The sequence below is a fragment of the Natronobacillus azotifigens genome (assembly GCF_026805325.1).
In the GTDB taxonomy this organism is placed as follows: Bacteria; Bacillota; Bacilli; order Bacillales; family Amphibacillaceae; genus Natronobacillus; species Natronobacillus azotifigens.
The window spans coordinates 37570-60727 of sequence record NZ_JAPRAT010000018.1 but is presented as its reverse complement, the minus strand read 5'-3'; the positions used below and the strand labels follow the sequence as shown (position 1 = coordinate 60727).

Below are 23158 nucleotides of genomic sequence, written 5' to 3'. Positions count from 1 at the left end.
AACGGAGTAAACAAAACCTTTTTAAAAAACAATGGTAGAAAGGACAGTTAGTATGGATTTTGTCATTAATCAGACCATGTTAAAGACCATAATAACGAGGGATGACGAACCTCCCCGTGCGTTGATTTATCAGGAGAATGAGGCCTATAGTGGCGTAAATAAAATCGTTCAAAAGGTAAGGCATGACGTAGAACGTGTTCTTGGTTGTTTACCAAAAGTAACCACAAATAAAAGTGAGCTGAGTGCTCATGCGATTTTGTATGGGACGGTTGATCAAAGTCCAATGCTTGAAGAATTGGAAGCGAACAAGCTGATCAACCTGTCCGAAATAAGAGGTAAAAGAGAAGTTTATCTGTTCCAGGTAATTGAACAGCCATTTGAAGGCGTTGAAAAAGCGCTCGTTATTGCAGGGAGTGATAAGCGTGGGACAATCTACGGGCTTTTTCATTTATCTGAAAGACTCGGTGTTTCTCCGTTAGTCAATTGGAATGATGTGAAACCAAAACGTAAAAACTCATTTTCTTTATATGGTAATTTGAAATATATCTCGAAAGAGCCCTCTGTTCGTTATCGAGGTTTTTTTATCAATGATGAATGGCCAGCCTTTGGAAATTGGGCAACGGAGAATTTCGGTGGTTTTAATGCCGAAATGTACGATCACGTTTTTGAATTATTATTAAGATTAAAAGGGAATTACCTTTGGCCTGCGATGTGGTCCGCTCGTTTCAGTGATGAAGGGCCAGGGTTAGCGAATGCAGAACTGGCTGATGAATATGGCGTTGTAATGGGAGCCTCTCACCATGAGCCTTGTTTACGCTATGGTGAAGAGTATAAATATTTGCGTGGGGAGCATTCAGTTTATGGTGATGCCTGGAATTTCATTACGAACAGAGAAGGCATCACTAAGTTTTGGGAAGATGGGCTGAAGCGAAGTGGTACATTTGAGAATGTCATTACTGTAGGGATGCGTGGTGAACAAGATACATCAATTATGGGCAAGGAAGCAACGTTAGCGGACAATATCGGTTTGCTTAAAGATGTGATCCAGACGCAAAATCAGTTGATTAAAGAGCATGTTAACCCTGACTTGTCAGAAGTTCCAAGAATGCTAGCTTTGTATAAAGAAGTAGAACCTTTCTTTTATGGAGATCAAGATACACCTGGATTAATGGGTTCGGAGGTGCTAGAGGATGTAATTTTAATGCTCTGTGATGATAATCATGGTAACCTTCGAACCTTGCCGACAGAAGCGATGCGTAGCCATAAAGGTGGTTATGGAATGTATTATCATTTTGATTATCATGGCGGACCGATTTCGTATGAATGGGTCAACAGTTCCTACCTGCCTAAGATATGGGAACAGATGACAATGGCGTATGATTTTGGTGTTCGTGATTTGTGGATCGTTAATGTTGGCGACATTTGTACACAGGAGTTTCCGTTATCCTATTTCCTTGATTTGGCTTATGATTTTGATAAATGGGGAACTCATGCTTTGAATAAGACGGATCTTTATACAAAGCAATGGATTGAACAACAGTTTGCGGGTGTTTTTCAACCGGATGAGATGGAAGACGTCTTTGAACTTTTGACTGGTTATACAAAAATTGCCCATAACCGAAGACCAGAGCATATGAATGTTGATGTCTATCATCCGGTCAATTACAACGAAACGGATGATCTGTTACAGCAGATTGATGAGCTTTTGGATAAAGCGAAGAAACTCTATCAATCAGTTGATGAAGTGTATTTACCTGCCTATTTCTCGCTCGTATACTATCCAACTGTAGCTAATCTTAATCTACAAAAGATGTGGCTCTTGAATGGTAAAAATCATTATGATGCAAAGTTAGGTAAGATGGAGGCAAATAATTATGCTGATCAGGTTGCAGCTTGTCTAAAACGGGATCGAGAGCTTGTTGAACAGTATCATGCAATCGCTGAAGGCAAGTGGTACGGTATGGGACTTTCCGAGCATATTGGTTTTGTTCACTGGAATGAGGACGAATGCCAAAATCCGATTGTAATGAATGTCCTACCAGCGAATAAGCCGAGGTTAGTTGTTACGATTGACGGGACAGGTCAACATAGTGAAGGTAGCCCATGGCATAAAAATACATTATATTTGAATGATTTTTTACATCCCGATGTTGAAACAGCTTCATTCACGATTGCTAGTGTTAGTGATAAAGTTGCAGATTATCAGGTGACATGCGAGAAGCCATGGTTGACGTGTTCAAAAATGCAGGGGCGTTTAGATGGTCAAGAAAAAACAAGTGATGTCATTGACGTTCATATTGATCGCAGTGTGCTCAATGGTGAAACAGAAGGCGAAATAGTCGTTGAAATGCCAGTTGGGAGTTGTACGATTATTGTCAAGGTAGCACAGTTGGATTTTACTGTGTATCCTGAGATGACTTTCGTGGAAACAAATGGATATGTTTCGATTGAAGCGGAGCATTTTGCCGTTAATAAAGGGAAGACGAATGAAGAGGGAACACTGAATCGATTTGAAGTGATTAAAGGTTATGGAAAAACGTTGTCCGCTGTAAAAGCTTTTCCAACAACAGCCTATTTCACGATCGGAAAAGACGCCCCTTACCTCGACTATCATTTCGCGGTTAAAGAGGATGGGATTTATGAGGTCGAGTTGTATATGCAACCATCAAACCCTGTCACGCGCGATGGGACGATAAGTTGTGGTGTTCAAATCAATGAAGGTGATGTCAATCAAGTTGATCTTCTTCCTGATGGCTATCGTGTTGATGATCACAATTGGGAAGCTGGTGTACTGAATAATATTCGTAAATGTTACACCATGATTTCGTGTGACAAAGGGTTAAATACATTGCGAATTTATGCAATGAGCCCAGGGTTCGTTCTGGAAAAACTGGTGATCTACCGTAAAGGTCATAAACCAGCCAACAGCTACCTCGGCCCAACGGAGTGTTTTTATCGTATGAAATAGCTAGGAAGAAACCAGGCCGTTTAAGCTTTTCAGTTGTCTTCTTTGTGTAGATGATGTAATTAACTGTCACCACTCGCTTTTCGACAAAAAACGAGTGGTGACAGTTTTTTCTTATCCAACTAATAAGTAATCATTAATGGTTCATACTATAACATGATTAAATATGAGGAGTTGGAGAAATGGATGTACAAAGCGGAAATTTATATTGGCCTACCACATTTCCTAACAAACCTACTTATCCTGCATTGGAGGAAAATATAAAATGTGATGTGTTGGTAGTTGGTGGTGGGAGTTCTGGCGCTCAATGCGCGCACTTATTAAGTGATACGGACCTTAGTGTTGTCGTTGTTGACAAGCAGGCAGTAGGATCTGGTAGCACGAGCTCTAATACGGCACTTATTCAATATTTAGGGGATAAAATGCTGTTTGAACTAGTAAATAGCTTTGGAGAAGAAGAAGCAATAGTACATACAAAGTTATGTGAAGAGACAATGAATGATATCGAAAAAGCGTCGATTGAGATGGAGATCGATTCGGAGTTTACCCGTAGAGATACGCTTTATTATGCCAGTGACAAAGCTGGTGTGGAAAAGTTGAAAAAGGAATATTTTTATTTAAAAAAGCATGGATTTAAAGCAGATCTGCTAAATAAAAAACAAATCAGTGAAAGGTATCCATTTAAAACAGATTTAGCTTTGTACACCTATGATGACGCTGAGCTAAACCCGATTAAATACAATCATGGATTATTGCAGGAGGCTTATAAAAAAGGGGTTCGTGTTTACGAGCAAACGAGAATCAATGGAAAAAAGTTAGAAAAAGAGAAAGCAACTTTCTATACGGAAAATGGTTATTCTATTGAAGCGCAACATGTCATTTTTGCTTGTGGATACGAAGGTTTAGAAATAAAACAAGAAAGAAACGCTGTGCTTTCCAGTTCGTATGCAGTTGTGACCAACCCCGTAGAACATTTTGATGATTGGTACAAACGCACATTAATTTGGGAGACTGCAAGACCATATATTTATATGCGAACAACGAAAGATAACCGAATCATTATCGGAGGGCTAGATGAAACCACCACGAATCCTGAAAAGCGTGACGCAAAAATCATTCATAAAAAAAATCAGTTGATTGAGGAATTCAACAAGCTTTTCCCGACAATAGATGTTCAACCGGAATATTATCTCGGGGCATTTTATGGAGGGACGCACGATGGCTTACCGATGATTGGTGAATACGAGGAATTTCCTAACTGCTATTTCTTGTTTGCCTATGGAGATAACGGACTAGTCTACAGCGGAATGCTAGCCAAAAAAATAAGAGATAAAATATTGGGTCTTTAATCACCAACGAGTAATTAGGTGCCTGGCACCGCCCGGTTTTTGATGAAATATGTCGAATGAAAAGGAGGGGAATTGGTTTCCCCTCCTCACTTTAATGTGAACGATTGAAAATCTAACTTGCCCGTCCCCTTAAAGGTGAAGTAGAGTGCGTGCTTTCCGTCTTTTCCTTTTACTTCTGTACCAAAGCTGGTGAACGTTCGACTCGGTTGAATCTTTATTTTGGCAAAAGCTTCTGAATCAAGGGAGGTGGATAGAAGCATCACGCCATTTGCATTGCCTTGAACAAAGACCGAGATCTCTTGCAAATTCTTGAGCTGAAAGTATTTAAACCCGGCAACCGCCCCGTCTTGCATATTCGCAATATATTGGGTTGGATTTTCTTCTCTATCTTTCCCTGTTTGTGTGAAGTAAGGGTGATCCTTGAATGTAATATTTCCAAAATAAACGCCATACCTTCCAGCACCATTAGCTGACATCAAATGACAAGCAATCCGAGCTTCATATGTTCCAGATCCATCTAATGGACCATTATTTAGTCCACAACTCGTCATTTCTACCTGGGGGATGGAGCCATCATCCTTAACCACAATACGTTCAGCGAGAGCTTGCCTGGAATAATGATGTCTGTTCGTTTGTCGATGATAGAAAACATACCATTTCCCTCTCACCTCAACGAGACTACCATGATTGTTGCCAATATAGTTATAAGCTTCATTGTCTTTCGTATGACCATTGATGTAGAGATCCCCATTGCTAATGATCGTTCCCCTATATGTAAACGGACCAATAGGACTTTTGCTGGTAGCATAACAAAGTTCATGACCGTTGATGGATGAATAGATAAAGTAATAGGTATCGTTTATTTTTCGCATCGAGCTTGCTTCAAAAAATTCGTGTCCTTCAAAACCCGTTCCTTGCGCATGTCCGACTTTTGGGAAAATTAACTTTGGCTCCTCTTTAACAGTTTTCATGTCCTGTTCTAATGGGATCACATATCCACCTTCGTACGTTCGCTTCTTCCATCCTGTTAAAAAAGAAGGGACCCCTTTCTTTGGTGCAAATCCAGAATATAAATAAACACTTCCATCATCATCAACAAAGATACCTGGATCAAATAAAAAAGGATCTCCGCTTTGGTTCCATAATTTATCACCAAATTTGTCACTTATATAGCCATAGAATTCATAATCTCCCGCTGGTGTATCACTTACTGCAATACCAATAATACTTCGAAACCCAAGTGTATAGTACAAGTAATACCGCCCATCCACACCTTTCGCAACATCGGGAGCAAACATTTGGTAGAAACCTAACCTATTTAACGGATCTTGCTTTTTCCGATAAATAACCCCTTCATATCTCCAGTCACTTAGGTCATCCACGGGTGCTGACCAGCAGACATAATCATTCAAACAAAAAAGTTTCCCGTTAAATCGGTCATGGGAACCATATAGATATAATCGATCATCGAATACATAAGGTTCCCCGTCGGGAATGTATTCGTAACTAGGTAAGAATGGATTAAATACTTGCTTATGCATATTTCATCTTCCCTTTTCCTTGTTTTTACCAAAGCGTCGTTCTATGTTAGTAATTCATTACGGACAACAGATAACGCTTCTCCAATCACCTGATGCATGTCATAGTACTTATAAGTAGCCAATCTTCCTCCAAAAATAACATCTGTTTCTTTTTCGGCGAGCGCTTTGTATTTTTTATAAGTTGTATTATTTTTCTCATCATTGATGGGATAATAAGGCTCTAGCCCAGGTTTCCATTCTTTTGGATATTCTTCAGTAATTATAGTTTTATCTTGCTTTCCGAATTCAAAATGTTTGTGTTCTATGATTCTTGTATAGGGGGTTTCGCTATCCGTGTAATTGACGACAGCACTTCCTTGAAAGTTGTCTGTGTTGTCTACTACTCTCGTTTCAAAATGTAAACTCCGATAATCAAGTACGCCAAATTGGTAATCGTAATACTGATCGATCATTCCGGTGAAAATAACTTTATCTGCAAGTGCTTCGAACGTTTCCTTTTCTTGAAAAAAGTCGACATTTAATCGCACATCAATATCAGACAGCATTTTTTCAATGATTGCAGTATAGCCACCAATCGGAATTCCTTGGTATTTATCGTTAAAGTAATTATTGTCATAAGTAAACCGAACGGGTAATCGCTTAATGATAAAAGCAGGCAATTCTGTAGCAGGCCTTCCCCATTGTTTTTCGGTGTATCCTTTAATTAATTTTTCATAAATATCCGTTCCAACTAACGAAATTGCTTGTTCTTCCAAGTTGGTTGGTTTTGCAATATTCGCTGCTTTTCTTTGTTCCTCAATTTTTTGTTTTGCTTGCTCCGGTGTAATTACATTCCACAATTTATTAAAAGTGTTCATATTGAATGGAAGGTTATAGATTTCTCCTTTATAATTTGCAACGGGTGAATTGGTGTACCGGTTGAATTCAGCAAATTGGTTAATATAATCCCAGATTTGTTTATTATTTGTGTGAAAAATATGTGCCCCATATTTATGGACATGTATTCCTTCTACATTTTCCGTATATACGTTACCACCAATATGGTCTCGTTTATCAATAACAAGACATTTCTTCCCTAGTTTATTTGCTTCATATGCAAATACAGATCCGAACAATCCGGCACCAACGATTAAATAATCATACATAGATAGGTCTCCTTCTATTGTTTGTTCTCTTATTTTGTTTATTTTTTCATAACAATAAAGATTTAGCAACAAATATTGACAGGAAAGATGAAGTTACCATTTGATTTATTTCGTAAAAAGTAGAGAAAACCGCCTTTCTAACCGATATAATTAACAAGAAAGTATTCACTAGATAAACGAATTATCAGAGTAGATGAAGAGAAAAAAATCATGCGTTCTTAAAATGATATTATCCTGTGCGATTCGTCTCGGTACATGTTAAAATTAAATTTTCGATAAAAATATTTGCTAAAGCAACTCCAAAGAGGAGGTGGTACAATGATCCGCGTTGCAATCGTTGAAGACGAAAAACATTATCAAGAAGAATTGAGCAATTTTTTAAAGGCCTTTGAGCAAGATAAAGGGGAAAGTTTTGATATAGCAATATTTTCTGATGGTGATGATTTTATCCGAAACTATAACGCTCAATTTGACATCATCTTCATGGATGTACAAATGCCGTTAATGGACGGTATGTCTGCAGCAGAAGAGATCCGTAAAATTGATTCAGAAGTAGTCATTATTTTTATTACGAGTATGGCTCAGTATGCGATCAAAGGATATGCTGTTGATGCATTGGATTATTTCTTGAAACCTATTTCTTACTTCTCATTCTCTGAACGACTGAATCGAGCGATGGAAAGAATGAAAAAGCGAGAGTCGAGCTATATTACGATTAAACTGAAAGATGGAGTGAGACGGATCGACATTTCCGATATTTATTATGTGGAAAGTCAGAGACATAAGCTTGTTTTTTATACAAAAGAAGAGGAGTTAATTTCGATCGGAACAATGAAGGATCTAGAAAATGAGTTAGCAAAGTACCCTTTCTTTCGTGGTCATAAAGGTTATTTAATCAATCTAGAACATGTTGATGGTATGAAGGATAGTAGTGCTATTGTAAATGGAGAAGACATACCAGTTAGTCGTAATAAGCGAAAAGAATTCATGGAAGCATTAGCAAACTATTGGGGAGAGGTGATAAAATGACCGATATTTTCCCTGATATCCCTAGAATATATACAGCATTAGCAGAATGGCTAGCTTGTCTTGTTTATATCTCGATATTGAGAAGGAAAATAGTTGGATGGAGACTGGGTGCCTTTTTAGTCGGTGGTTTGGTTCTTCAGTCTGCTTTCTTAGTTGTAACAAGAGATTTGCCACTTCCTTTTTGGATTCCAAGTATGATTATAGCTATTGGAATGATGTTTTTACTGATATATTTAAGTTGTGATATAACTATTACAGAAGCTGGTTATTTTACTGTAAAAGCATTTGTAGCAGCAGAATTAGTTGCTTCCTTTCAATGGCAAGTACAGTATTACTTATGGTATGACACGAATAGCAATTTACTTTTAGAAGTCCTTTTATTAATTATCATGTATGGTGGTGTATTCTTTGTCATCTGGATGTTAGAAAAACGCCATATTCCAGACAATGGAAGGTTGAATGTGAATAAACGTGAATTAAGGGCTACTGTCGTTATCGGTGTGGCAGTATTTGTGATTAGTAATTTAAGTTTTGTAACATCCAGAACCCCATTTAGCGGACAATATGCCCAGGAGATCCTTAATATTCGAACACTAGTAGACTTAGGTGGATTTGCGATCTTATTTGCTTATCATATACAAATAAACGAAATACGAATAAAGCGCGAACTTGAAGCAGTCCAAAACATATTAAAAAATCAATACCTTCAATATCAGCAATCAAAAGAAAGTGTTGAAATAATTAATTATAAGTATCATGATTTAAAGAACCAGATCATTGCACTAAGAGCCGAAGAAGATCCGGAGAAGAGAAATGCGTATTTGACCAAGATGGAAGAAGATATTCAAGCATTTGCAGCACAGTATAAAACGGGTAATAAAGTCTTGGATACATTACTAGCAAGCAAAAATATGTACTGTATTAAAAATGGAATTACGTTAACTTGTGTTGCAGACGGAACACTGTTAAACGGAATGGATGTTATGGATATATGTACGATCTTTGGTAATGCTTTAGACAATGCAATTGAGTACGAAAAAAAGGTGGAAGACAAAGAAAAAAGGTTAATTCATGTTTCTGTATTTGCTCAAAAAACGTTCTTTATGATAAGAGTAGAAAATTATTTTGAAGGCAACCTAGAGCTTGAAGGAGATTTGCCGTTAACAACAAAGAAAGACAAATATTATCATGGTTATGGATTAAAGAGTATTCGTTATTCAGTACAAAAATATGACGGTGTGGCGAAGGTCGACCAGAAAAACAATTGGTTTGAGTTAAAGATTCTGATCCCCATGCTGACCCAAAAAGAAAAGTAGAAGTAAATAACTAATAGCGTTTTTAGTAAGTTTGGATAGCTATCGCTGCATATCCAAACTTTTTTTCTTTTATCCCGGAGCAACCGTCCGTAAGACTCCCACTTCAAAACAACGAGAAAAGCAAGTTGTTTAAGTGGGAGTAACGGACGCTAGCACCCCGAATGGTTCAAGGGCCTTTAGGTCATCCTTTAGGGCTAACAATCAGTGGGGGAATAACTAAACCCCCACTGATTGAAGTTTCACTTTATTTTTACACGTTGTGCAAAAATCGCTACCGTTCATGCAAGTTATCTGCATAAAGCAAAAGATATGTTAAAATTTTTTCATAAATCACATCGAGGAGAAATTCTTTTATGAAATGAATACCTTTTCAATCCGATGTGTGTATCTATATTTTCTGACACAACCGTTCTAAGTAATTTATTCAATCGAGAATGAAAAAAGTTCTTAGGGAAGTTTAGTAAACGTTAACATTTGAATTCTGATTCGATTTCTATTTTATGATTGCGTTTACTATATTGGCATTCTTCCAAAAAAGATTGGTTGTTTTAGATAGGTATAGATAAGTCAAAGTAAAGAAATTATTTATCAGAATTATATTGAGGAGGCAAAAAAATGTCAGGAAAAAGAAGTAAGAAGAAATTTCGAATTATAATGAGTGTCGTATTATCCACACTTCTTCTAATAGGAGTTGCCGGAAACGTGGCACTAGCATACTATTCAGATGTTATTACAGCATTTTTCAATGAGATTGATATTGAAAGTCCTGAAGCGATTGAAGCTCGGGAGCATTCACAAGTCATTGCGGAGCAAATATCAGATGAAGGTATAGTCTTACTACAAAATGACGAAGATCTATTACCATTGTCGACAGATGGAAATCGAGTAAATGTTTTTGGATGGAGTTTCACAGATCCTGTGTATGGGGGAACTGGTTCCGGTCGCGTGAATGCGGATACAGCCATTACACCTAGAGATGGGTTTGCAAATGCAGGTTTTGAGATTAATGAACAGTTGTATGAAGATTACGTATCGTTAGGAATGGAACGTCCACTAATCGATATGGATGGTCAAGACTGGTCGATTACAGAACCGATAGCTGCTGACTTCTATACAGCAGAGAGAATGCAACAAGCAACAGAATTTTCAGATACAGCAGTAATCTTTATTGCTCGTTCTGGTGGTGAAGGTGCTGACCTTCCAAGAGTAATGGATGGTCCAGATACGTTTGACCCACAAGGTAGCGCTTTCGGTGCAACAGGTAGTCGCTACGGTCATGAAGATGACTTAGATCCAAATAAACATTATTTACAATTAACGAATCGAGAGCAAGACATGGTAGATATCGTTACGGAACACTTTGAAGATGTCGTTCTAGTAGTTAACAGCAGTAACACTTTCGAACTTAGCTGGGTAGACGATTACAATGAAATTAAGAGTGTTATTTCTATTGGAGGTCCGGGACAAAGTGGTTTCAATTCACTAGGAAAAATATTAGCTGGTGAAGTGAATCCTTCTGGTAGAACAGTAGATATCTACACAAGAAATCTTTTAGATGCGCCTGCGATAACGAATTTTGGCGACTTTAATTATATCCTTGAAAACGAAGATGGATCTTATGAACAAGCCTTCGATCAAGCAGGTGTTCCTTTAAAATATGTAGATTATACAGAAGGTATCTATGTAGGATATCGATATTATGAAACCGCTGCAGAAGAAGGGATCATTGATTACTATAATGAAGTACAATTCCCATTTGGTTATGGGTTAAGTTTCACAACTTTCGAACAAGAAGTAGTGGACGGAAGCTTATCATGGGATGATACAGAAATTTCGTTTGATGTAACGGTAACGAATACTGGTGATGTGGCAGGAAAAGAAGTCGTACAAGTTTACTATTCCGCTCCATACACAGGTAATATTGAACGATCTGCTAGAGATTTAGCAGCATTTGCGAAAACAGATATGCTTGAGCCAGGCGCATCTGAAACAATTACTATTTCTTATCAAGTAGAGGATATGGCTGTTTATGATTATGATCGTGTTTACAGTAACGACGGTGCTTATGTACTTGAGGAAGGTGAGTATGGAGTTTATCTCATGCAAAACTCACATGAAGTAATTGAAGAAGTAGATTCAAGAGATTTGTCTCAAGTAGTTTTTGACTCAGGACGATCTACGGATGAGCAAGCACCTGTAAACCAATTCGATGAGTATGTAATGGGTGAGGGAAGTATTGCTACTTATCTTTCAAGAGAAAATGGATTTGAAAACTTTGATCAACTAGTGAATCACGAAGAATTTACAGTTACGAATGAGGATGGAGAAGTACAAGTATTAAGAGGTAGAATAATAGATCCTAGCTTTGTAGATGTAATTAATACAGCTAGATATAACCTGCCAGAAGATACACAATCTGATGCTCCAACAACGGATGCTGATAATGGATTGACGCTTACTGATTTTACGGACGTAGACTATGATGATCCGATGTGGGAAGACCTGTTAGATCAAATGTCTGTCAATGATCTAGTTAACTTGACTACATTAGGTGGTTACAGAACGTATGAGATTGAATCAGTTGGTAAGCCAGCAACAGTAGACTATGATGGTCCTTCTGGAATTACAGCATATATTTCTAATTCACCAGTATCAGGTATCGCTTTCCCAGCAGGAGTAGTACTTGCTTCTACTTGGAATATCGAGCTTGCAGAAAGAATGGGTGAAGCAGTAGGTGCAGAAGGTGTGGCTTATGGTACAACCGGTTGGTATGCTCCCGGTGCGAATATTCACCGTACAGCATTTAGTGGAAGAAACTTTGAGTATTATTCAGAAGATCCATTAATCTCTGGGAAAATGGCAGCAGGAACAGTTAGTGGTTACGAAAGCCAAGGTGGATTCGTATACATGAAACACTTTGCTTTAAATGACCAAGAAGAGAACAGAACGAATGCGGTTTTAACTTGGAGTAATGAACAAGTAATGCGAGATATTTATTTGAAACCTTTTGAAATTGCAGTAAAAGAAGGCGGAGCAAGTGGTATGATGTCTGGCTTTAACAGTATCGGAACGGTTTGGGCTGGTGCCAATCCAAGTCTGCTTCAAGAAGTATTAAGAAACGAATGGGGCTTCCGTGGCACAGTTATTACGGATATGTATATCGGCGACTTCTATCCGTACATGGTATATGAAAAAGCAATCCGTAACGGAAATGACATGATGTTAACAGGTGTTGCACCAATGGGGGTACCAGAAGCTGATACGAGTAGCAATGATAACTTGTGGGCAATGCGTGATGCATCGCACAACATTTTATATACAGTTGCTAATAGTAGAAGTGTTGATGATGATTTAAGTACTGAAATGCCAACATGGGTTGTTATTACAATTATTGTTGATATTCTATTGATTTTAGCAATTGCAGCTGGTTTCTATTTCACATTTCGTAAAAAAAAGAATAACAACGAAGTAACAGCAGCGTAAATAAACAAATAAAACGATATGAGATAGAAAAACGCTTGTGAAAGTGTGTCAAGACATTGTTGAATCATGATCCGAAAAACACGTTGGTGGTACTTTTTATAAGTACCACCAATTTCAAAAAAGAGGGATGTCCATGAAATACAAAGAGATAATTAACAAAATGACACGAGAAGAAAAGGCGTCCTTAATGTCAGGGAAAGATTTTTGGCAAACGATGGATGTTGAACGGTTGGGAATTCCTAATATATTTCTTGCAGATGGTCCACATGGTATTCGAAAACAAGCCGAAGCGGCGGATCATCTAGGACTTAACGAAAGTATTCCAGCAACATGTTTTCCGACTGCTGCAACAGTGGCGAATAGTTGGAACACGGAGCTTGGAGAACAAATGGGGGAATACCTAGGTAAAGAGGCGGTTGCCCAGAAAGTCAATGTTCTTCTTGGTCCTGGAATCAATATGAAAAGAAGTCCTTTAGCTGGACGTAATTTTGAATATTTTAGTGAAGATCCTTATCTTGCTGGTAAGCTCGCAGCTGGCATGATAAAAGGAATTCAATTCCACGGAATTTCTGCTTGTGTAAAGCATTTTGCTGTAAATAATCAAGAAGAAAGACGAATGTCCATCGATACGATTGTGGATGAAAGAACGTTAAGAGAAATCTACTTGACTGCTTTTGAAATTGCAGTAAAAGAGGGTAAAACAAAAACGGTAATGTCCGCTTATAACATGTTAAACGGAGAGTATACGAATGAAAATACTCATTTAATGAAAGAGATTTTGCGTAATGAATGGGATTACGAAGGTGTTGTTGTCACTGACTGGGGCGGAAGTAATGATCGCGTTGCTGGTTTAGTTGCAGGCAACGAGTTAGAAATGCCGACAACAGCAGGAGAAACCAATCGGGAAATTGTTTCTGCAATTGAAAGTGGAAAAATCAGTGAAGAAGTGTTAGATGAATGTGTAGACCGACTGCTTGATTTAGTTTTTACTACCGAGAAAGCCTTTAAAGAAGAATCAAAAACCATCGATAAAAAGGAACATCATCAGATGGCGCAGAAGGTTGCAGAAGAGTCGATTGTTCTTTTGAAAAACGAAGAGAACATTCTTCCGCTTCAAGAGGATAAAAAAGTTGCTGTCATTGGTGATTTTGCAAAAGAAGCAAGGTATCAAGGAGCAGGTTCCTCTATTGTTAATCCAACTTTCTTAGATAATACATTAGATTCGTTAAAGGAATCTGGGATCAATAGTATTGGTTTTGAACAAGGTTTTGATAGATATGGGAAAAAAAGCAAGAAAAAAATAGATAAAGCTTGTGCACTAGCAAAAGAAGCAGATGTTGTTCTATTGTATATTGGTTTGGATGAGGTTACAGAAGCTGAAGGGTTGGATCGTCAAAGCATGGGGATTCCAGAGAATCAAATTGAGCTTATCCATGCGTTACACGAGGTAAATCCTAATGTTGTAGCTATCCTTTCTTGTGGTGCAGCGGTAGAAATGCCATGGATTAATAAGGTGAAAGGCTTAGTGCATGCTTATTTAAGTGGTCAAGCTGGCGCGAAGGCGATCCAAAGAATTGTTACTGGACAAGTAAATCCATCAGGGAAATTAGCAGAAACGTATCCTCTTCGCTATGAAGATACACCAGCATATCATCATTTTCCAGGTAAGGAAGTGAGTGTTGAGTATAGAGAAGGTCCATTTATCGGCTATCGCTATTATGATACAGCGAATGTGAATGTTCTTTTCCCATTTGGTTATGGATTAAGTTACACAACGTTTGCGTATTCTGATATTCAAGTGAATAAAGACGAAGTTCAGTTCAACATCACGAACACTGGGGAAGTCTCAGGAATGGAAGTAGCTCAATTGTATGTAGGTTGCCAATCTGAAGCCATCTTTAGACCAAAGAAGGAGCTTAAAGGTTTTACAAAAGTATTTTTAAATGCTGGTGAAACTAAAACAGTTACCATTCCTTTTGACGATAAAACCTTCCGTTATTTTAATGTGATAACGAACCGATGGGAAATTGAAACAGCTAATTACAACATAATGATTGGTACATCGATTGCGGATATACGATTAGAAGGTGCTATTTTTATCGAAGGGACAAATGTACCGTATCCTTATCGAAAGGAGAAATTACCTTCCTACTATTCTGGTAAAGCAAACAAAGTTAGTGTTGAAGAATTTGAGGCACTTCTTGGTCATAAGTTACCGGAAAGCAAATGGGACAGAACAAGACCACTTGGTTATAATGACACCATTGCTCAGTGTAGGTATGCAAAAGGCCTATTTGCTCGATTTGCATTCAAATTGATCAAGTTTTCTCACTCCTTTTTATGGAAGATTGGAAAAAGAGATACAGCAAACCTTATTATGATGTCTGTTTATCATATGCCGTTTCGAGGTTATGCCCGAATGACGGGTGGTATCATTAATATGCCAATGGTAGATGGAATGTTAATAATCGTTAATGGAAACTTCTTTAAAGGGTTACGCCATGTGCTAAGAGAAAGAAAAAAATTAGTAAAAGCACAAAAAAAGGCTGAGGGAACAATTAACACTGTAAAAGATGACAAAGGAGAGGTATTATGAGTAAAGGAAATGTAAATAAAACGAGTTCCTCTTCTGGAGTCACGGGTCTCTGGAAAGGGATCAAAGAAAAATACCCGAATAGCGCTCAATTTTTGATGTTCTTTCTGTTGAGTAATGGTGTAACGGTGCTTCAATTGGTGTTAATGCCTCTTTTCAGAAGCATCTTTGCAGAAACAGCATTAGTGAATATGAACTTTCAAATCTGGCAAGTTGGAACAACAGTGGATGGTAGTCCCAATTATATTTTTGACTTTGCGGCCGGACCTATCTCTGAAGGTGGCGGCGGAGGTCTCGCTTTTTTCCTAGCAGTACAGATTAGTATTGCTGTTGCACAGATTATTAACTTTTTTGCGCAAAGAAGTATTACGTTTAAATCGAATAGTAGTGTATGGAAAGCAGCTTTCTGGTACTTCGTTGCTTATATTATAATTACCATTGTTGCAGCAGCCGCTTTAGGATTCTATCAAACACCAGTGTATAACTTCTTCATGAATACTTTGGGTTGGGGATCCGCTGGAGAAACAGCAGCAGATATCGTGACAATGATTATAAATAGTGCAATATCATTCTGGGTGTTCTTCCCTATCTTTAAAATTATTTTTAAACAAGTACCTGAAGAGCCAAAAATCTAGAAAAGGTGATGTGAAAAATGAAATTATTATCAGTAGTTATTCCTTGCTATAATTCTCAAGCGTATATGAGAAATTGCATTGAATCCCTGTTACCCGGTAGGGAGGATGTTGAGCTACTTATAGTCAACGATGGGTCTGTTGATCAAACAGCGGAAATTGCTGATGATTACGCGAGAAGGTATCCTACTATCGTTCGAGCGATACATCAGCCAAACGGAGGACACGGCGAAGCAGTTAACACAGGTATTCGAAATGCAACAGGAAAGTATTTCAAGGTAGTAGACAGCGATGATTGGGTAGACATTAGAGCTTATCTCAAGGTTTTACAGACGTTACGTGATTTTGACGAAGAGACAGTGTCGATAGATATGTTGGTTAGTAATTTTGTTTATGAAAAAGAAGGTTCAAAGTATAAAAAAGTAATGAAATATGACGATGTCCTTCCTGAAGATGTTGTTTTTACGTGGGATGATATAAAAGAATTTGGCAAAAGTCAATATTTGATGATGCATTCCATTATATACAGAACAAGGTTGTTAAAAGACTGTGGACTTGAGCTTCCGAAGCATACTTTTTATGTAGATAATCTATATGTCTATCAACCCCTTCCTTTTGTGAAGAAAATGTACTATTTGAATGTTGACTTTTATCGCTATTTTATTGGAAGAGACGATCAGTCTATCAATGAAAGTGTAATGATCAGGAGAATTGATCAACAAATTAAGGTTAACAAGTTAATGGTGGAAAGTGTGGAACTACGGTCGATTCAGAATATTAATCTTTACGATTATATGTTACACCAATTGGAAATTGTCACCGTTATTTCTTCGATATTTTTGATTCGCTCAGGAACAAGAGAGAATTTAAAAAAGAAAAAAGAATTAATGAGATACATTAAAGCAAAAGATCCATTGCTTTACCAAAATATTAGATTTGGGTTTTTGGGTCATTTAACCAATCTGCCTGGTTGGTTTGGCCGTCGCATTTCAGTAGGTGCATACAAAGTATCTCAAAAAATGATTGGGTTTAATTAGAAACATATTGCGAGAGCATCGATGATGTTCTCGCTTTTTCTAGTAACAAAATTCAAGTGTCACGTATGGTCGTGGGGATTTAATAAAGGCTTTCGTCTAATGGAGTGCCTTTTCTTCGTACGCTCATTTTTAAAAGACTAGTTTTTTTGAAAAAATATACTATAAAAAGCAAAATTATCATCCTATTACATAATGATTTGAAAGGGATAGTTTGATAATAAGGAGGGAACTACATGCGTAACTCGATAGCAAAACGAATACTATTTATTTTAATAGCTCTATCAATGATTTTCATAGTAAACACTGTTTTTAGTGGGATCACTAATTTACAAGTTCAATTATCATCGAATTTGATCTCGAATTCTTTCATTAACTTACAAAATGAGCAAGTGAATTTAGCAGAAGAAGTAGGGCAAATCGAATTATCTATTCAAGAATATGTGTTAAGTGATGAATCGAATAATATAGAACTATCAGAAACCGTAACAAATAGTGTTATCGTGGCAACAGATAGTATATATGAAATCGCTGATATAACAGCTGAATTTTCTGAACGAGCAATGAACAATGATTTACAGGAAGCTTATGCCCCTTATTTAGAAAGTATGGAGATGTATGTGGAAGAAGCTACGGCTATTGCAGAACATATTAGACAAGATAATCGCGTGAGGGCAAATGAAAGTTATCAGTCCTTACGGGCATTGTCAGATCAGGTACAAACATCGGAAAGTAATTTTCGAGAAGTATTGGGTGCTAGTATCAATCATGAAGTGAATCTGATAAATTCTCGAGTAAATAGATCGACCATCATCATTTGGACAATGGCAATTATATTTGTTGTATCTGCTATTGTAGCCTTCTGGGTCACGGTAAAGACAATTATAAATCCTTTGGTAAGAGGAAATAAAAGCTTAAGAGACATCATAAGTAAGTTAGAAAAAGATGAGGGTGATTTAACGACTCGAATTGAGAGCTTTTCTAAAGATGAAATCGGCCAGATGATACAGGGAATTAATAGATTCCTAGATACTTTACAACATGTGATGATCTCGATCAAATCAGGCTCAAAATTAATATATCAGTCGACAGAAAATACGAGAGGTAATATTTTGGAAAGTAAAGACTCCACTTCTAATATTTCTACTTCTTTGAATGAATTGTCAGCTAGTATGGAAGAAATCAGTAGTACATTACAGAACATCGATGATGGCGCTCAACGCGTGTTATCCTCTGCGAATGGTATTGCTGAGGATGCTGAATCAAATGCTATTCATGTAGGAACCATTGTAGAACGTGCGGATACTGTACGGGAACAGTCAATTCAAAGCAAAGACCAAACGGAAGAGATTGTTCAAAGAATTACGGAAACAATGGAGTCATCGATAGAAAATAGTCGATCAGTAGAAAAAATAAATATCCTTACATCAAATATATTAGAAATTTCTGCACAAACCAATTTGCTTGCTTTAAACGCATCGATTGAAGCTGCTAGAGCCGGAAGTGCTGGTAAAGGTTTTTCTGTTGTCGCTGATGAGATCCGAGAACTTGCAGAAAACACCAAAGAAACGGCAAGTGATATTCAAAGTATTAGTATAGTCGTAACGAAAGCAGTCGATGAATTAGTAGATAATGCAAATCATGTGATATCATACATCACGGAAAATGTATTAAATGATTATGATGAATTTGTGGGTGCAGCAGATGTCTACAAAAAGGATGTTGACGTCATCAAACAAATGCTTGACCGATTTAGTACAAGTTCTGGAGAACTAAAATTGATTACAACGAGTATGGCTGAAGGAATTAATGAGATCGCATCAGCCGTTGATGAGAGTGTTCGCGTTGTTGTCGATTCTAGCGAAAATACAAATCAATTACTTGAATCGATCACTAGTATTTCTGATGAAGCAGATCAAAATAAAGAGATAGTCGATGAATTATCTAACCACGTAGCAAAATTCAAGAAAGTAGATTAAGTGCCTGTCACCGCCCGTTTTTTGTCTGTTCTTGTCGAAAGATAATGAGGTCGGGCGGTGACAGGTTCCTTATGTGTATTGGGCGAAATATGTGAGTAATTAGTCAGAAAGATGAATTCACACATCATCATATAAATCACTAAAGATTAATGGCTATGTGTTTCAACAGTAGCCTCATCATCTTCATCGAAGGATCGCTTCTTCAAATAAAAATATTCCCCGACAAAAATAATGCTCATAAAAACGATAGAAAGAATGGCAATCAATAAATCGGTTGTAATCTTAAACCAGATAAATGCACCGAGTACAACTACATCAAAGACAAGTGCTGCGACAATAATAGAAATTTTTGCGTCAATCTTCTTTTTTAGTCGTGTTAATATACCCCAATGAAACATAATATCCATTGTTAGATAGAAAATTGCCCCGAGTGTAGCGATGCGACTTAAATCAAAGAATACTGTTAGAAATATCGCGATCGTAGCAATATAAACGAGCATATGTTGTTGAAGGTTGCCAGGTAAACCAAAGTGTTTATGAGGAATTAACTTCATCTCTGTTAACATGGCTGTCATACGAGATACAGCAAATATACTAGCGATAATGACTGATATCGTCGCTAAAATTGCAATGCCTACTGTAAACCATAAACCATAATCACCTAAAGTAGGACGAGCAGCTTCTGCTAAGGAATAGTCCCTTGCAGCAACGATTTCTGAAACTGAAAGATTGCTAGAAACAGCCCAGGTGACGAGTAAATATATAACCAAACAAATCGAGATGGAGATGGCTATAGCTCTACTGACGTTTTTGTGTGGTTTGACGATCTCTGAACCGTTGTTGGTTATCGTTGTGAAACCTTTAAATGCCAAAATTGTAAGTGCTAACGAAGCGATAAATCCCCCTAACGCGTTTTGTTCTGGAATGTCTCCGGATAAAACACCGTCAAAAGAAAATCTTGAAACCCATAAGGCGGCAAGGGCAAAGATTGATATGCCTGCAATTTTTAAGATCGAAACAATCGATGTAAATGTCTGAATCAATTTGTTCCCGGTTAGGTTGATAAGAAAAGCAAAGATGATTAGGCCAACACCTAATATGGGTACGATAAAGGTATCAGGACCTACGCCGAACAATTGTAATGTATAAGTCCCGAAAGTACGGGCGATCAAACTTTGGTTAATCACCATAGAAACGGCCATTAAAAGCGCGGCACCGCCTGTGGCTGTTCCTTTACCATATGCTTTAACGAAAAACATCCCGATTCCGCCTGCAGATGGATATGCATTGGCCATTTTCGCATAACCATAAGCACTAAAAGCAGTAATCATACCACCAACGATAAAAGAGAATGGGAATAATGCACCGGTTATTTGAGCAACTTGACCTAATAACGCAAATATACCTGCCCCAATCATCACTCCAATACCAAGACCAACTGCCCCTATGAGCGTAATACTGTCCTTTTGGTAGTTGTTTTCCATGATAAAAACCCGCCTCCTAAAGTATAATGTGGTTATGTTTACCCTGTAACAAACGGAGAATAAACATGGTGCCTGGCACCGCCCGGTTTTTGGTGGAATTTGTCGATTGTAATAGAAAAAAATAGTGGCAACCACTAACATTAGTTAGTAAGTATGCCGCTATTTTCTACTTTATAATGTACAAACGAAACGCTCTACCTATTTCAAAACAAGTACATCAAAAGGTTTCATCAAGACTTTTTCATAGATGACTTCACCAGTTAATAGATTCTGCATATTTTGTTTCAAAATAATCTCCTGTTCTTTGTCGGAATAATTCAATAGAAAGATATAATTTTCACCGTCTTTCCTTCGTATCGACAGTTCAACATTTTCAGGCAATGCAAGTAAATGGTTATAGTTGTTCAATGCTAATTCATCGATCATCATAGAGGCGATTTCTAAATCAAAGACACCACCGAAATAGTAACTGATTCCTTCTTCAACGGTACACTTCACTAGTGCAGGTTTTCCTTCTAAATAAGAATTCGCATAGGTAGCCATAACTTCAAGATGGTCGCCATTTAATTGAAGGGATTCGTTAAAATCATGTGCCGCAAAAGCTTTGCCGTTCTTCATGTGAATTTGCGTAATATCGTCAAAAGGTTGTGCTCTTGTGAAATCTTCTACAGTAATCCCCGTTAGGTCAGCTAAGTACCCTGGAAAAGGCAACGTATACGTTTGACCAGTCTTGTTTTTGTATCCAGTTCGACAACCAAAAACGACTTTACCACCTTGTTTTACATAGTCTGTTAACACGTTAGCAGTTTCTTTTTCAACGATTGCCATGTGAGGTAAAATCAATACTTTATACTTTCTCAAGTCTTCTACCGTTGTATCTCCGGTTAAATGGAAGACGTCTACAGGCACATGACTGTATTGAAAAGCTTTAAACCAATCGTTCTTGCTTTTTGATGCATATGGTCCGTACCATTCATCAAGCTCTCCGTCCCAATCATTATCATAATTTATAACAATGGCGGCCTCTGCAAAAAACTCCGAACCTGCAATCTGTTCTCCAATTTTTTCGATTTCCTTACCAACGATATCGACTTCTTGAACCCGCCGATTTGGCTGATTATGATAATCATTAATTCCGTGCCAGTAAATTTCCGTTCCTTTCGTAGCTGTACGCCATCTAAAGTACAGTACCATGTCACTACCGTGGGCAATGGATTGATATGTCCAGAGGCGAAGTTGTCCTGGCTTTGGTGAGGGTTGACCGATTCTTGTTACCCAACCACCAGGACCTGACTGTTGTTCGAAAATTGCAAAGTTTGGTGAGATGCTTCGTACTACACTTAAATTCCAACTCCACTTTCGATCTCGTAGTGGTTTTTCGGACTTATCATCTGCTACACTTCCGAAATTAGGATAGGAGTCATAAGCAAAAAAGTCGAGCAATTCATTCGTTAATTGATGACTGTTTAAATGCCCAAATAAGCCATTTGTAGAGACCCATTGCTTTGTTGTATGTTCACGGATAATGTCAACTTGTAATCTTGCATAGGAAATGACGCTATCCGAGATGAATCGCTTCTCATCTAAAGCATGGTGTGGATTGGGAGAGCCCTGATTGGTTGTTCGTGTTAAATAGATTTGATCCCAGTCTGAATACGTTTGATTCCAGAAGACCGTACCCCAAGCCTCATTTACTTGTTCTAACGTATGATACTTTTTCTTTACCCATTCTCTAAATGCAAAATGATCTGATTCTGAATAAAAAACATCTCGTTCACAGTTTAACTCGTTATCGATTTGCCAACCGACGATGGCCGGGTGTTCTTTGTAATGCTTCACCATCTCCCGAACAATAATCGAGGATAATTTACGATAATTTTCTGAATTATAGTTATAGTGTCGTCGTTCTCCATGGTGGATAGTAATACCTTCTTGTGTAACATTTAACACATCAGGATATTTTTTTGTTAACCAAGCAGGTGGTGTGGCAGTAGGAGTCCCCATGATTATCTTTAAACCAATCTTGTCTGCTAAGTTTACTGCACGGTCAAAAAGCTCAAAAGAAAAAGCACCTTCCTCTGGCTCGAAAACACTCCAAGCGAACTCTCCAACACGAACGTAGGTAAATCCTAACTCTTTCATCCGCTTAAAATCGTCTTCCCATAAACTTTCAGGCCAATGCTCAGGATAATAACAGACCCCTAGTTTTATCTTATCTTCTTGAAGTTTTTTCACCATAACGTTATCCCCCTTAATAAAAAAATGATAGCGCTTTAATTATACTAAAAAATCTAGGTGATTGGTAACCGATCGATCTAGGTCTTGAAAAATAGAAAAATGTTCAAAGCAGTAAAGCTAGTGAAGACTTCGTAACTTAGTATTGCAGGGAATAAACTCCACCAAGATAATGGTTAATCTTAGAGCAATCGCTAGAAGGACTCTCATTTCAAATGATTTCCGTGGAGCAACAGACGCTGGTAATCGAATGTCTCACAGAATGTTGAACATTCTTTAGGTTCAACATACAGTAGGGATTAGTAAAATCCCTACTGATTGAAATTTCACTCGATCTGTGAAAAAAGTGCAATAACGATTATAATAGAAAGTA

At 37.7% G+C, this 23158-nt stretch carries 13 protein-coding genes; 9 read left to right on the top strand and 4 right to left on the bottom strand.

Annotated features, from left to right (window positions below; all coding sequences use genetic code 11):
- The first annotated feature begins 52 nt into the window (after positions 1–52).
- Both OWO01_RS10015 and OWO01_RS10010 read left to right on the top strand, forming a co-directional pair.
- Positions 53–2968, top strand: a complete 2916-nt coding sequence (locus OWO01_RS10015) for a glycosyl hydrolase 115 family protein (RefSeq protein WP_268780317.1) — start codon at positions 53–55, stop codon at positions 2966–2968.
- A gap of 179 nt (positions 2969–3147) precedes the next feature.
- On the top strand, positions 3148–4314 hold the full coding sequence (locus OWO01_RS10010) for an NAD(P)/FAD-dependent oxidoreductase (RefSeq protein ID WP_268780316.1): 1167 nt from the start codon (positions 3148–3150) through the stop codon (positions 4312–4314).
- An 86-nt stretch (positions 4315–4400) separates the two neighbouring features.
- Here OWO01_RS10010 and OWO01_RS10005 read toward each other — a convergent pair whose 3' ends face one another.
- Positions 4401–5855, bottom strand: coding sequence for a family 43 glycosylhydrolase (locus OWO01_RS10005; protein WP_268780315.1), 1455 nt, complete (start codon positions 5853–5855; stop codon positions 4401–4403).
- Positions 5856–5896: 41 nt separating this feature from the next.
- Entirely contained in the window at positions 5897–7000 is a 1104-nt protein-coding gene (gene glf / locus OWO01_RS10000) for a UDP-galactopyranose mutase (protein WP_268780314.1), read from the bottom strand.
- A gap of 318 nt (positions 7001–7318) precedes the next feature.
- Between glf and OWO01_RS09995 the strand changes: the two genes are divergently transcribed.
- From OWO01_RS09995 to OWO01_RS09965, 7 genes are all read left to right on the top strand, one after another.
- Entirely contained in the window at positions 7319–8029 is a 711-nt protein-coding gene (locus OWO01_RS09995; protein WP_268780313.1) for a LytR/AlgR family response regulator transcription factor, read from the top strand.
- Positions 8026–9345, top strand: coding sequence for an ATP-binding protein (locus tag OWO01_RS09990; RefSeq protein WP_268780312.1), 1320 nt, complete (start codon positions 8026–8028; stop codon positions 9343–9345). The genes OWO01_RS09995 and OWO01_RS09990 overlap by 4 nt, the downstream gene beginning before the upstream one ends.
- 615 nt (positions 9346–9960) lie before the next feature.
- On the top strand, positions 9961–12828 hold the full coding sequence (locus tag OWO01_RS09985; protein WP_268780311.1) for a glycoside hydrolase family 3 protein: 2868 nt from the start codon (positions 9961–9963) through the stop codon (positions 12826–12828).
- Between the two features lie 133 nt (positions 12829–12961).
- Positions 12962–15424, top strand: coding sequence for a beta-glucosidase family protein (locus OWO01_RS09980; RefSeq protein ID WP_268780310.1), 2463 nt, complete (start codon positions 12962–12964; stop codon positions 15422–15424).
- Complete coding sequence (locus OWO01_RS09975; protein WP_268780309.1) at positions 15421–16056, top strand: hypothetical protein; 636 nt, start codon at positions 15421–15423, stop codon at positions 16054–16056. Before OWO01_RS09980 ends, OWO01_RS09975 begins: the two co-directional genes overlap by 4 nt.
- Positions 16057–16073: 17 nt before the next feature.
- Positions 16074–17090, top strand: a complete 1017-nt coding sequence (locus OWO01_RS09970; RefSeq protein WP_268780308.1) for a glycosyltransferase family 2 protein — start codon at positions 16074–16076, stop codon at positions 17088–17090.
- A gap of 233 nt (positions 17091–17323) precedes the next feature.
- On the top strand, positions 17324–19066 hold the full coding sequence (locus tag OWO01_RS09965) for a methyl-accepting chemotaxis protein (protein WP_268780307.1): 1743 nt from the start codon (positions 17324–17326) through the stop codon (positions 19064–19066).
- A 146-nt stretch (positions 19067–19212) separates the two neighbouring features.
- On the opposite strand, the gene OWO01_RS09960 is transcribed toward OWO01_RS09965, so the two are convergent.
- Both OWO01_RS09960 and OWO01_RS09955 read right to left on the bottom strand, forming a co-directional pair.
- Positions 19213–20550 carry an APC family permease gene (locus OWO01_RS09960; RefSeq protein ID WP_268780306.1) on the bottom strand — a complete coding sequence of 446 codons (1338 nt, stop codon included), beginning with the start codon at positions 20548–20550 and terminating at the stop codon, positions 19213–19215.
- Positions 20551–20748: 198 nt separating this feature from the next.
- On the bottom strand, positions 20749–22788 hold the full coding sequence (locus OWO01_RS09955) for a beta-galactosidase (RefSeq protein ID WP_268780305.1): 2040 nt from the start codon (positions 22786–22788) through the stop codon (positions 20749–20751).
- Between the last annotated feature and the right edge of the window lie 370 nt (positions 22789–23158).

Excerpts from the sequence above, each read along its gene's own strand:
- OWO01_RS10015 (WP_268780317.1), top strand. The coding sequence starts at position 53 with ATGGATTTTGTCATTAATCAGACCATGTTAAAGACCATAATAACGAGG.
- OWO01_RS10010 (WP_268780316.1), top strand. The coding sequence starts at position 3,148 with ATGGATGTACAAAGCGGAAATTTATATTGGCCTACCACATTTCCTAAC.
- OWO01_RS10005 (WP_268780315.1), bottom strand. The coding sequence starts at position 5,855 with ATGCATAAGCAAGTATTTAATCCATTCTTACCTAGTTACGAATACATT.
- glf (WP_268780314.1), bottom strand. The coding sequence starts at position 7,000 with ATGTATGATTATTTAATCGTTGGTGCCGGATTGTTCGGATCTGTATTT.
- OWO01_RS09995 (WP_268780313.1), top strand. The coding sequence starts at position 7,319 with ATGATCCGCGTTGCAATCGTTGAAGACGAAAAACATTATCAAGAAGAA.
- OWO01_RS09990 (WP_268780312.1), top strand. The coding sequence starts at position 8,026 with ATGACCGATATTTTCCCTGATATCCCTAGAATATATACAGCATTAGCA.
- OWO01_RS09985 (WP_268780311.1), top strand. The coding sequence starts at position 9,961 with ATGTCAGGAAAAAGAAGTAAGAAGAAATTTCGAATTATAATGAGTGTC.
- OWO01_RS09980 (WP_268780310.1), top strand. The coding sequence starts at position 12,962 with ATGAAATACAAAGAGATAATTAACAAAATGACACGAGAAGAAAAGGCG.
- OWO01_RS09975 (WP_268780309.1), top strand. The coding sequence starts at position 15,421 with ATGAGTAAAGGAAATGTAAATAAAACGAGTTCCTCTTCTGGAGTCACG.
- OWO01_RS09970 (WP_268780308.1), top strand. The coding sequence starts at position 16,074 with ATGAAATTATTATCAGTAGTTATTCCTTGCTATAATTCTCAAGCGTAT.
- OWO01_RS09965 (WP_268780307.1), top strand. The coding sequence starts at position 17,324 with ATGCGTAACTCGATAGCAAAACGAATACTATTTATTTTAATAGCTCTA.
- OWO01_RS09960 (WP_268780306.1), bottom strand. The coding sequence starts at position 20,550 with ATGGAAAACAACTACCAAAAGGACAGTATTACGCTCATAGGGGCAGTT.
- OWO01_RS09955 (WP_268780305.1), bottom strand. The coding sequence starts at position 22,788 with ATGGTGAAAAAACTTCAAGAAGATAAGATAAAACTAGGGGTCTGTTAT.